Below are 11,798 nucleotides of genomic sequence, written 5' to 3'. Positions count from 1 at the left end.
GTACATCATATTTCATCTTTACGATTTTTTCAAATAAGCCCAATGAAAGAATCGTGCTGACCGGTATTCCCTTTTCCACACATTCTTTGCATCGCTTATTAAGATGCAGGATCACATCCATCATCTTCAATTGCTTATCCAAAGGTACATAGGTATCTTCCGGGTGGAAGGCATTCTGCTGCAGAAAGCCAACACGGATCAGCTTGGCGATTTCTATCGTACATTTCTGATCATCCGGCAAAACATCCGATCCGATCAGCTTCACGATTTCCATCAGCTTCGTTTCTTCATTTAAAATTTGCATGATTTCCTGTCGGTCCTTTAAAAAGCGTGGACTGACATGCTCGTTATAGTAATTTTCAAGATCGCTGATATATTCACTATAACTCTGATTCCAATTGACCGCTGCATAATGTCTTGCATAGGCCAATGCTTTATCCAATGCCCAGAAACAGCGTACGAAACGCTTCGTATTCTGTGTGACCGGTTCAGAAAAGTCAGCTCCCTGCGGCGATACGGCACCGATGATCGAAACAGATCCATTTTGACCATTCAGCGTTTCCATATAACCGGCGCGTTCATAAAACTGCGAAATACGTGAAGGCAGATAAGCCGGGAATCCTTCTTCAGCCGGCATTTCTTCCAAACGTCCGCTGATCTCACGCAAGGCTTCAGCCCAACGGCTCGTTGAATCCGCCATAATAGCTACGTGATAACCCATATCACGATAATATTCAGCTAATGTAACACCTGTATAGATTGATGCTTCACGCGCTGCTACCGGCATGTTTGATGTATTGGCAATCAACACAGTTCGATCGGTCAACGGCTGTTTGCTCTTTGGATCGATCAATTCTCTAAATTCTTCCAATACCTGTGTCATCTCGTTACCACGTTCTCCACAGCCGACATATACGATAATATCTGCATCACACCATTTTGCAAGCTGATGCTGCATCATTGTCTTTCCTGTACCAAATCCCCCGGGAACAGCAGCCGTACCGCCTTTCGCAATTGGGAACAGCGTATCAACGACACGCTGACCAGTAATCAACGGAATTGATAAAGGAAGACGTTTTGCTACCGGACGAGGATCCTTGATCGGCCATTTCTGTGCCATCTTACATTCATGAATGACCCCGTTATCATCCTTTACCTTTATGATCGTGTCTTCGATCGTATAATCACCATCAGCAACACAATCAACAACCTCACCACTTAAATCAGGGTGGATCATACATTTATGAACGATCAGGTTCGTTTCAGGGGTCGTTGCGAAAATATCGCCGCCCTTTACCCGATCTCCTTTTTTTACACAAACCGTAACGGACCATTTCTTATGAACATCCAACGGTGCTACATGGCTGCCAGTCGGAATAAAGGCTCCGGCTTCAGCCTCGATCTGTTCAAGAGGACGTTCAATTCCGTCAAAGATATTTCTTAAAATTCCCGGACCTAATGTAACGCTGATCGGAGAGCCTGTGCCTTCTACCGGTTCTCCCGGCCGAAGACCTGTCGTAGATTCATATACCTGTATCGTCGTTTCCTTCTCACTGATGGAAATTACTTCTCCAACAAGCTGTGCATCTCCGACATAAACCATTTCCATCATGGAAAAATCCTTAGCATTTCTTACCTTAACTACCGGCCCGTTGATTGAATAAATTCTGTTTTCGCTCATATAGCCTCCTTACTGTAAGATCATCATGGAATGATCCTCAAACCAGACACGCTGATCTTTTAATGCACTGTCCAGCGTTTCATCCATGATCTGCTGATTCCATGTTTCAATTTTAAAGCCGCCGATTTCAATGTCACCCGCTAAAACTTCACAATCAAGCTTTTCCTTGAACATCTTCTCTAGCCTTAAATCTTCTTTTTTCACATATACGTTTACCTTTTGATCAAAGGCATACTTATCGATCTTTTTCTTCATATACTCAAGATAATCATCACTTGAACAGAACTCCAAAAGCTTCTCTTTGACTTCATCAAAAAGCTTTTGAGTATAAGCATTACGCTGCTGAATCAATGTCTTGGTCTTATCGCTTTGATATTGAGATATCATCTGTGACTTCTTCTGGCTCATTCTTCGCTTAGCGGCTTCTAAGTGAAGATCCGCTTCTTTTTTTGCCTCATCCATCACCTTTTTCTCTTCTCTTTCCCTGATTTCATCAGCCTCTTTTTGAATATGCTCAACCTCTGCATCCGCCTGCTTATTGATTTCCTCTTTCATGTAGAAAACGATTTTATCTAAATCATTCATCGTTTCACCTCTCATAGTTTTACCCCGATTGCACTTGAAACATACGCATCGATCGTTTCTCCGATTTTAGAATTTCCATGTCGATCCGGTATTTCTACAATCAGCGGTTTCTGCTGCTTCAGTTTGATTTCAGAAATAATATCCGGACACATCGTGACCAGCTTGGTCGTTATCAAAATAATGGCAATGGATTCATCATGCATCTTTTCTTCCAATATTTCCAGAAAATCACGGCGTTCATGAACCACGACCCCTTCAATGCCAACCAGACGCAGGCCCATCTGTGTATCGATATTGTCGCTGATCAGAAAAAATTTCATAATTCGGCCTACAGCTTATTGATGATCAGAATAGAGATCAATACACCATAGATGGCAACACCTTCACCCAAAGCAACGAAGATCATCGCTTTACCGAAGTTCTTGTCATTTTCGCTGAAAGCTCCGATAGCAGCAGGAGCAGCAGCAGCTACGGCAATACCGGCACCAACACTTGAAAGACCGGTTGCCAATGCAGCAGCAAGGAAACCAAGACCCTGAGCCATTGTTCCGGTAATTGAATTGACAGCTGTTTCACCTTCCGCAAAAACGCCCATACCATTCATCTGAAATAAAGAAAATCCGAGCAAACATACAAAGAAGCAAGCTACATGTGTATAAAGTCTATATTTTGCTTCCTTTTTACTTACCTTTCCTGTAAATACCTTTACAAGCGGTAAACAAATCATCACAACACATACTGCAGGTAATAAAATCTCTAATACGTTCATCTTTCTTTCCTCCTAATTTATTGCCTTAAAAACGATTCCGTCACCACTGAAGTAACGTGAGAACATTTCATAAAATTCAAGTCGCAGCACCTGGATACCTACGATCATGCCTTCAAGAACCATGACGAAGATATTTCCGAAAACACATACGATTGGAGCGGCGCCACCTGTAATCTCCATCAAAACCGAAACCACTAACATCATACCGGCGTGACTCAATACGAAGCCGCCAACACGCATATAAGACATCGTATTTGATAAGAATGTCAAAGCGATTTCCAAAAGCTCAAATACATTTGTCATCAAAAAGCCGCCGATCCCTTCAGGAAACAGCTTTTCATGATTCAAGGCTCTTTCCAAAGGCTCCTGCATAAAGATTACCAGCACAGGAATCACGATGATAAACAAAATGTAAACAGGCGTAAATATCTGCCAGCCGGCCAGCATCATACCGCCGATACCACCAAGCAAACCTCCATAGAGAATAAATCCTGCTATTCCATTCTGGGAGAAAAGCATGGCTCCCCAATCTTTTTTATGTATATGGTTAGCAATATTTAACCCCATTGAACATAGAATCAAGATAGCTCCGATCACGATTGCACCGAGAATCAGCGTCATTGTGAAATCCGGTGCCAAGACCTCAAATGGCTTTTCTTCAAAGCCTAAAGCATGGAACATCGGATTCAAGATTTCTTCATTTCCGAATACACTGCCAAACATCAGTCCAAAAAAAGCTGAAAAAATTCCGATTCGCTCCATGATGGCACCCAGCTTCAATTTCATCTTGTGATAAGCAAAAGCACCCAAAATCGATACAACCAGTCCCTGACCTAAGTCTGCGAACATGATACCAAATAAAAGACAATATGTAATTGCGAAAAAAGGTGTCGGGTCGATTTCATCATAAGCCGGCATGCCATACATTTCCACAAACATCTCAAATGGCCGTACAAACCAGTTATTCTTCAATTTTGTCGGTGGCACCAAACGAGCATCCGAATAAGGATCATTGATCTCAATTTCAACCTTGTCATAATCCTTAAAGGCTTCTTTTAATGCTTCTTCCTTATCTTCAGGAATAAAACCACTGATCGAAGCACGCTGTCCATACACTACTACATATTTCTGTAATTCATAAGTTGATGACAAGCCCTTCAGGCTCAGCTCATAAACACTGAGCTCTTCCCGCTTTTGGGCCTTGAACCTTTCCATCTTCTCTTCTACATGAGCAATCAGCTTCTTATTTGATTCAATCTCTTCCCGAAGCGTTTCGACTGCCTCAGCAGGCTTTCCGTGTACAAAATCAGGAATGCGGATCCTTGAAAAATCAAGACTCGAGAAAATGTTGTCGACTTCTCCCTCATATAATAATGTTGTCATATACAGGATCCAAACCATCTTGTCATCTTCGCTTAATTTGATCCACAGATAAGGCCTGCTTCCGTATTTATTCAGACAATCCAGATTTTTCTTTGGCATTTTTCCAATTCTAAGCTTTAGATACGTACATTGAAATAAATGATCAAAGTTGATATCAAGATCCTGGACATTTAAAAGCTGTTCCAAAGCCAGCTTATCTTCATCAATGACCTTTTGAATATCTTTTTTCGCATTGACATACAGCTGGAATTCATTGCCCATCTCATCAAGCTCTTCATTGACCTGCTTTAGATCGATACGCATCAGCTGCTTCGCATCTTTATCTACCTGAAGCTGACAGCTTTCACATATCTCATGGATCTTTGCAAGCGTTTCTGAATAAGGATTCGTCTGGTTCAGTGTCTTAAGTCCGGAAACACGATCCACGATACGCTGTGCCAGCTCCGGATGGAAATAATCCAGGTCCTTGAATTTCAGCAGCACATTCTGGATATGATCGGCATCACTGATCAGATTGACTTCTTTCAATTTTTCAATTGCCATAATATCTCCCTTCTAAAATATACAGGTTTTTTCTATCTGTTCTTCATTCATTCCATAACGTACACCTTCTACGATATTCACCAGATTCATGATTTCGATCTGATGCAGAATGATATAAGTCATGAACACCAAAGGCGGACTGCTTGAGAATCGCATAATCCTTTTTGAAAGGTTATATTTGATCTTCTCAGCATAATATTCAATATAAATATATTCTTTTTCATCCATATAAAGATGATACTTGCTTTTCGCTAACAATGCTAATACTTCTTCACCGCTTTGCGCATGAATCAGATCATCGATCATCTTTTTATTCATTCTGAAATGCGAAAAATCCACATATTTAAGAATGCTTTCAGCACTTGAATGATAATATTTCTTCAAGCGGTAGATCTTACTGATGACCTTCAGCTCAATAGCACTCAAGTATATCGTTAAAGCATCTTTTTTATCCTTCCCTTTCAGATATTTTTCAATATCAGCAAGAATCATATCATCATAAAGCTGATCGATTTCTTTTTCCAAAGAAACATAATCAACAGCACTGCCATCCTTTGGACGGTATTTCAAAACGGTCTTATAATAAGGCGTTCGGATAATTGCCTGAAGAACATCATCATAACTCTTAGCTTCTTCCAGCAGATTTTGATCAAAGCAAACATCTTTATAATGAAATTTATCTAATGTAAACATTTCACCATATAAGGAAGAAGTTACTTGTTTGATTTTTGTCAGGATCCTGTGGATTTCAATTTTCCGCAGTGTTGCTTTATAGAAAGAACGTTCTTTGATCGGCGCATAAGACGCCAGACGAAGCTCTTTATAATAAAGATCTCGATTCAGCAATGTTTCCAGCTGTCCGCGATGAATATCATTTTCTTTTACATCCTTCAATGCATAAGCATAATCTGTTTCATTCTTCAGATAGGAAGCAACTTCACCTACTGTACTTTTCTTTAAAAGTGCATGGTAATCTTCATCCTTCAGCCTCTTTGCGTACATCGCCTTTGCTTTAGACGCTATTGCATTACTACTTCCCATAACGACTTCCTTTCTAACTCAAAACGTTATCAACGATCTGCTTTACCCATTCATCTTTATGAGCTTCAAACTGTTCGTTCAGTTTTTTTAATCCTTCCTCTTTTTCATCATTGCACTGTTTTTTAACCTGTGCTACTTCTTCATCCATTTCTTTTTGAAGCTGGTTCATCTGATTTTTTTCATCTTCCATGAACTGCTGATATATCCTTTGGCTTTTAGAAGATACTTCGCTTGTAATATCTAAAAGCGCACGTCTGGCATTTTCTACTTTTTCTCTGGCTTTTCTATCTTCATTTACAACCTCTTCAATATGTTTTTCCATACACATCTTCTCCTAACTCGACATATTATACTCCTAATCAATTTCAACTTCAACATTTTCAATACTTTTATATTTCTGAATTATGAAATTATTTTTTTGAACGATTTTAATAGCATTGAGATATTCAAAATCCGGCTGATCCGTATGAAAGGTAAGCTTATAAGCATATAATGCCTGATGCTTCATGATCTGCTTGCCATGATACTTGACATCACCGATCAAAGGATGATGGAGATGAGCCAGTTGAGCTCTTATTTGATGAGATTTTCCACTGATCAGATCAACATCCAACAGCGAATATTTTTTCCCCTGATGCAAAGTTTGGACAGCCAGAGATATCTCAGCACAATTATATTTAGGTTCATCAAAAATCAAAGCTATATTCCTTTTTTCATCTTTCATATAATAATGTTTATACAAACCGTCACGAAGCTTTCCTTCAATGATGCAAAGATAATGCTTCTCAACCTGATGCGTACGGATCATTTCATTCATGATCCGAAGACTTTTCGCATTCTTACAGGCAATGATAAGGCCTCCGGTATTCTGATCAAGACGATTTGCAAACGCCGGTCTAAAGCTATTCTCATGTTGTGGATCGTATTGATGGGTATCAATCAGATATTTCATTACCTGATCGATCAGCGTATCCCCCTGAAATTTCCGGCTGCTGTGAACGATGACCCCTTGCTGCTTATCCAAAATTAGAAAATGCTTGTCTTCGTAAACGATGCCTTGCAGCTTTGATGCCTTTGAAACATCTATTTTCTCATCAGCAAAAAAATCTTCATTGATGAACATCTGGATCCTATCGCCTTTTTGAAGCATAGCGTTCGGCTCGCTCCTTTTACGGTTTACCTTGATCTTCTTTTGACGTATCAGCCGATACATCAGACTCTTCGGCATCTTCCTGCATGTTTTTTGAATATATTTGTCTAAACGCTGATCAGCGTCATTTTCATTGATCAGAAATTCTCTCATAGCATCACTCCCCTAACAATTATATCAGTTACGAAAAAAAAAGCCAGACATCAAATGACATCTGGCACTTCCTTATTTAAACTGGTTTTTATTGGTACTGAAGTTATTGTTCTTACGTTTCTGATTGTTATTGCTGTTAAGCTTATCTTTGCAATATTCATTCTTAAACATCGTCTTTTCCTGCTCGATATCAGCTCCCAGTTCATTTCCCATCTCAAACTGGAACAGATTATTCTGCTGTTGTTTGTCCAGAGAATTGTTCTGTTTATTCTGGCTGTTCTGATTCAGGCGGTTTTTGTTCTGACTATTCTGTTTTTTGTTGTTTTGATTGTTCTGCATTTTTTCTCACCTCTACTAATAGAGTGAGTGCTTTTACAACTCATATACCCAGTTTTTAAAAAATATTTTCATCAACATCTTTTGTCGGATAAACATCCACCGTTTCGACTTTTTCTAATGCTTCTTCAAGTAATGCTTCATAATCAAAGCGGCCTTCAAGCTTTTCACATTTTTTGATGGTTGGTTTTGTCACGGGATTTTTCGGTGTAAAAATCGTACAGCAATCTTCAAAAGGCAGGATGCTTGTTTCATAAGTATCGATCTTTGTTGCCAGATCAATGATTTCCAGCTTATCCATCGCTACACAAGGACGAATTACCGGAATTTTGACAACCTCATTGATAGCTCCCATAGAATCAAGCGTCTGACTTGCCACCTGTCCGATGCTTTCCCCATTCACGATTGCTTTACAGTTTTGTTTTTCACTGAGTCTTTCTGCCAAACGATACATCATACGACGCATGATCGTAATTGCATAGCTTTCATCACAGTTTTTATAAATGGCAAGCTGAATATCCGTAAATGGTACGATATGCAAACGGATATGGCCTTGATAACGACTTACGATACGCGCCAGATCCAACACCTTCTGGCGAGCCTGTGAGGAAGTATAAGGCGGTGAAGCATAATGAATACATTCCACATGAATGCCTCGTTTCATCATCAGATAGGCAGCAACCGGTGAATCAATGCCTCCCGAAAGCATGACCATTGCCTTACCGCCGATACCGACCGGATAGCCGCCTGCCCCCTTGATCTTATTTGGCATGATATAAGTATCAAACTGTCGTACTTCTACCATCAGCAAAAGCTGAGGCTGATGAACATCGACCTTCATATCCGTATTTTTTAGTATTTCAGAAGCCATTGCGCGATTAATTTCATCTGAAATATACGGAAAAGGCTTATAATGACGTCTGGCTTGTATCTTAAAGGTTTTCGCCTGTGACTGCTTAGCTACTTCCAAGCCCGTCTTGACCATATCTTCCAATTCACTATTGATCTTTATCGCATAACTAAACGAGCTGATACCAAATACCTGACGAAGATATACGGCAACCTCATCAGGATCTGTACCATTCAGCATGATATATATGCGATCATAGCTTTTCTCATAGGTCAGTTTATCAAAGGCCCGCAAAGCATTCTTAATGTTCACGAAAAGCTTTTTGATAAAATCATTTTTATTTTTACCCTTGGTTGATAATTCACCATAACGTACAAGAATATGATCCACAACCAATTTATTTGATTCGATACTCATGTAAGATCTCCTTTAAATTTCTAATAAATTCATGTACTTCTTCCTCCGTGTTCAAATAAGAAAAAGAAATACGTATTGCCTGTGAGGCTCTTTTCTGATCGATCCCCATCGCTAAAAGAACAGGGCTGACACTTCGGGTCTTGCTGTGACAAGTGCTTTGCGCCGATACATAAATCTGTCTTTCATTCAAAGCATTCAACATGATCTCACTTGTCATGCAGGTGCAGGAAAAATTCAAAATATACGGTGAAGCATCCTCAGGCGAATTGATAACAATGTCATCCATCCGATTCAATTCTCTTCTTAATAAGTCATTCAAGACGGCCACCTTCTGACGATGCTCTTCCATCTTTTCTAAGGCAAGGCGAAGCGTCTTGGCCAACACGATGTTACACGGATGATTGCTTGTTCCACCGCGCAGTCCTTCTTCCTGCTGACCGCCATTGATCAGCGGCAAAAGCTGAATAGGTGCTTTTTTATAAAGAAATCCGCTGCCCTTGCAGCCATAAATCTTATGCGCTGAAAAACTGGCTGCGTCCAGGCATTCCATAGGAATTTCCATCTTAGCCAGTGACTGTGTACAGTCACTGTGAAAAAATGCATGCGAATATGTCTTAACGATCTTTGAAAGAGCTTTTAGATCATTGACAGAACCTACTTCATTATTGATTGACATGATCGATACAAGAATCGTATCCGGACGCAGCGCTTGTCTTAATCGCTCACATTCAACGACTCCCTTTGAATTAACAGGCAGATAAGTCACTTCAAATCCGAAAAATTCTTCCAACTGCTTAAAAGCTCCCATCACTGAAGAATGTTCAACTGCTGAAGTAATCAGATGCTTTCCCTTATGCTGATAAGCAAAGCTGATACCCTTGATCAGCATATTGTTGCTTTCACTCGCACCGCTGGTAAAAAAGATCTCATCATCTTTTACCTTCAGCATATTGGCAATCTGTTCCCGGCTTTGTTCCATCAGTGACGAGCTTTTCAATGCGTAATCATAAAGCGCATCACTATTCGCAAAATAATTCTCCAAAATATATACATATGTTTTCAACACCTCTGGATGCAGAGGTGTTGTTGATGCACTATCTAAAAAAATCATAGCTTAAACTCCCTGAGATTTTCTCAAAAGCTTTTCATAAGAACCGGGATGTATCTTTTCAATAGCCGAGATGGCTATCTTTAAAGCCTTTGTATATTGTCCGTTTCTGAAACAAAGCTCGGCTCTTGTCAGTTCACTATCGATCTCGGCATTGCTGGAACGATAACGGTTACCAAAGACGATCGTATTTTCAACCATGGTAGCCATACCCACCAGATTATTTACCGAATTATACAATGTATAGACAAAATCAATCGATTCCTTGATCTTTACATTCAACGCATCGATATCCAACGGTGAAACATTTAAAATATGTTCAATATCCGCTACCATCATTTCAGCCTTATGATAGTCATCTGAATAAGTCATAGAAACACTTGGCAAACGCTTCTTATTCATCTTGACGTGGATCTCATTAAGAATCAGCTGAAGCTTCAAAAGCTGCTTCTGTGCACGTATTTCATCACTGCAGGCACTTTCCAGCTGCTCCTTGAGCTTTTCAAATCGATCGCATACCTCATTAGTATCTGCACTCAGATCCTTATAGGTCAGCAACAATGTCGTTGCCGGAATCGTTTTTTCCAGCATGCATCCCTTTAATGTTTCACGATCCGCAAAAAGCTTTTTCACTTCCTGATCGATCATATCGAGCTGTGCAGTCATATCGTTAAGATCGAACCGATCCTTTTTCTTTTCATAAAGCTCTCGTAACATCAAACGCTGCTTTTCTAAATGATCGATCTGATCATATAAAAACTGCACATTGCCTTTTAATTCATCATAGGCTTTTTCTTCATGTACGACCTGTTCTTTCAGCTGTGTAAGACGCTTGCGGCTTTCCAAAAGCGAATCCATGATACCATCGACCCTGCCCTCTGAAAGCTGATTTAAATCATCCTTTAACGTACCTGAAATGATTTCCAGATTCTTGCTGACTTCCAGATGCTCCAGATAAACACCTTTGTTGCGGGCCTGTGAATATACATAGCTCGTTTCATCGATGGCCTTTGGCAATGTGAGCTTGGCTTCCTCATACAACGCCGGATATTCCTTCATCAGCAGTTCCAGCTCATCGATCGCTTCACTGATTTCTTCCTGCTGCTTAGCTGCCTTAGAAAATTCGCTGGCATACATCCATTCTTCAAATGTTGAAAACATCTTTTCGATCGTCAATACACGGTCTTCCAATACCTCGATGCCACTGTTATAGATTTCCCGGTTGCTGGCAATGACACCCTTATTCACACGGAAACGATTTTGCAGGCGAATAATCTGTTCACGCTGTGTCGACTGCTGTTCCAAGATAGAATCCAATACCGCATTTAAGGTATTGGCTTCAGCTTCACATCCGTGAAGCTTTTCAATGAGGTCGATCAGCTGCACCTTGGCTGCCTTTGTTTTATGTACATAAATCAAATCATCGATTTCACCTAATTCACTGCTGCACTCCTTCAGACATTCCTGAACGCTTTCAAACTGTGCCTGTGATTTTTCCACAGCTTCTTTAATGCTTGTATTTACCCTTGCCAGTGATTCTGCTTTATTCATTTTAAAAGGTAAAGAAATGCTTTTTATGGATGTATAAAGCGTTTCCGCCTCATCCTGCATCGCTTTTACCTTTTTTCTGGACAAAGCTGTTATCAAAATGATCAATACCAGCAATGCAATACAAACACCTATGACAATAAACAGCATTGAATTACTGCCTGTAAACTGATTTAAAAATTCTCTTATCTGATCCATATCATTCCACCTACTTACTGTATTATTGTATCATAA

The 11,798-nt window shown here is 40.0% G+C and carries 12 protein-coding genes; all 12 read right to left on the bottom strand.

Features of this window, described 5'->3' with window-relative positions:
• The coding region (locus Q0K35_RS11525; RefSeq protein WP_294563010.1) for a V-type ATP synthase subunit A at nt 1-1,681 on the bottom strand (1,681 nt) is incomplete at its 3' end.
• Nucleotides 1,682-1,690: 9 nt separating this feature from the next.
• The gene (locus Q0K35_RS11520) at nt 1,691-2,266 is read right to left on the bottom strand and encodes a V-type ATP synthase subunit E (RefSeq protein WP_294563009.1); all 576 of its coding nucleotides are present in this window, start codon (nt 2,264-2,266) and stop codon (nt 1,691-1,693) included.
• 11 nt (nt 2,267-2,277) lie between these two features.
• Entirely contained in the window at nt 2,278-2,586 is a 309-nt protein-coding gene (locus Q0K35_RS11515) for a V-type ATP synthase subunit F (protein WP_294563008.1), read from the bottom strand.
• 8 nt (nt 2,587-2,594) lie between these two features.
• On the bottom strand, nt 2,595-3,035 hold the full coding sequence (locus Q0K35_RS11510) for an ATP synthase subunit C (protein ID WP_294563007.1): 441 nt from the start codon (nt 3,033-3,035) through the stop codon (nt 2,595-2,597).
• Nucleotides 3,036-3,047: 12 nt separating this feature from the next.
• Nucleotides 3,048-4,961 (bottom strand): V-type ATPase 116kDa subunit family protein, encoded by a 1,914-nt coding sequence (locus tag Q0K35_RS11505; RefSeq protein WP_294563006.1) that lies wholly within the window; start codon nt 4,959-4,961, stop codon nt 3,048-3,050.
• Nucleotides 4,962-4,973: 12 nt separating this feature from the next.
• A complete protein-coding gene (locus Q0K35_RS11500; protein ID WP_294563005.1) occupies nt 4,974-6,002 on the bottom strand; it encodes a V-type ATPase subunit in 1,029 nt (342 codons plus the stop codon).
• 13 nt (nt 6,003-6,015) lie between these two features.
• Nucleotides 6,016-6,324 (bottom strand): hypothetical protein, encoded by a 309-nt coding sequence (locus Q0K35_RS11495; protein ID WP_294563004.1) that lies wholly within the window; start codon nt 6,322-6,324, stop codon nt 6,016-6,018.
• Between the two features lie 33 nt (nt 6,325-6,357).
• Nucleotides 6,358-7,305, bottom strand: coding sequence for an RluA family pseudouridine synthase (locus tag Q0K35_RS11490; RefSeq protein WP_294563003.1), 948 nt, complete (start codon nt 7,303-7,305; stop codon nt 6,358-6,360).
• Nucleotides 7,306-7,377: 72 nt separating this feature from the next.
• Entirely contained in the window at nt 7,378-7,644 is a 267-nt protein-coding gene (locus Q0K35_RS11485) for a hypothetical protein (RefSeq protein WP_294563002.1), read from the bottom strand.
• 55 nt (nt 7,645-7,699) lie between these two features.
• Nucleotides 7,700-8,908 (bottom strand): tRNA uracil 4-sulfurtransferase ThiI, encoded by a 1,209-nt coding sequence (gene thiI / locus Q0K35_RS11480; protein WP_294563001.1) that lies wholly within the window; start codon nt 8,906-8,908, stop codon nt 7,700-7,702.
• Entirely contained in the window at nt 8,889-10,019 is a 1,131-nt protein-coding gene (locus tag Q0K35_RS11475; RefSeq protein ID WP_294563000.1) for a cysteine desulfurase family protein, read from the bottom strand. The genes thiI and Q0K35_RS11475 overlap by 20 nt, the downstream gene beginning before the upstream one ends.
• A 3-nt stretch (nt 10,020-10,022) precedes the next feature.
• The gene (locus tag Q0K35_RS11470) at nt 10,023-11,762 is read right to left on the bottom strand and encodes a septation ring formation regulator EzrA (protein ID WP_294562999.1); all 1,740 of its coding nucleotides are present in this window, start codon (nt 11,760-11,762) and stop codon (nt 10,023-10,025) included.
• Nucleotides 11,763-11,798: the final 36 nt, after the last annotated feature.

Source organism: uncultured Traorella sp., assembly GCF_944327115.1.
GTDB lineage: Bacteria > Bacillota_I > Bacilli_A > Erysipelotrichales > Erysipelotrichaceae > Traorella.
Note: the sequence above shows the minus strand (reverse complement) of the source record. Positions and strands in the feature narration are given on the sequence as shown.

What these genes read in the sequence shown, in the direction of transcription:
- Q0K35_RS11470 (WP_294562999.1), bottom strand. Translation starts at nt 11,762, where the DNA reads ATGGATCAGATAAGAGAATTTTTAAATCAGTTTACAGGCAGTAATTCA.
- Q0K35_RS11515 (WP_294563008.1), bottom strand. Translation starts at nt 2,586, where the DNA reads ATGAAATTTTTTCTGATCAGCGACAATATCGATACACAGATGGGCCTG.
- Q0K35_RS11475 (WP_294563000.1), bottom strand. Translation starts at nt 10,019, where the DNA reads ATGATTTTTTTAGATAGTGCATCAACAACACCTCTGCATCCAGAGGTG.
- Q0K35_RS11485 (WP_294563002.1), bottom strand. Translation starts at nt 7,644, where the DNA reads ATGCAGAACAATCAAAACAACAAAAAACAGAATAGTCAGAACAAAAAC.
- Q0K35_RS11500 (WP_294563005.1), bottom strand. Translation starts at nt 6,002, where the DNA reads ATGGGAAGTAGTAATGCAATAGCGTCTAAAGCAAAGGCGATGTACGCA.
- Q0K35_RS11495 (WP_294563004.1), bottom strand. Translation starts at nt 6,324, where the DNA reads ATGGAAAAACATATTGAAGAGGTTGTAAATGAAGATAGAAAAGCCAGA.
- thiI (WP_294563001.1), bottom strand. Translation starts at nt 8,908, where the DNA reads ATGAGTATCGAATCAAATAAATTGGTTGTGGATCATATTCTTGTACGT.
- Q0K35_RS11510 (WP_294563007.1), bottom strand. Translation starts at nt 3,035, where the DNA reads ATGAACGTATTAGAGATTTTATTACCTGCAGTATGTGTTGTGATGATT.
- Q0K35_RS11490 (WP_294563003.1), bottom strand. Translation starts at nt 7,305, where the DNA reads ATGAGAGAATTTCTGATCAATGAAAATGACGCTGATCAGCGTTTAGAC.
- Q0K35_RS11520 (WP_294563009.1), bottom strand. Translation starts at nt 2,266, where the DNA reads ATGAATGATTTAGATAAAATCGTTTTCTACATGAAAGAGGAAATCAAT.
- Q0K35_RS11505 (WP_294563006.1), bottom strand. Translation starts at nt 4,961, where the DNA reads ATGGCAATTGAAAAATTGAAAGAAGTCAATCTGATCAGTGATGCCGAT.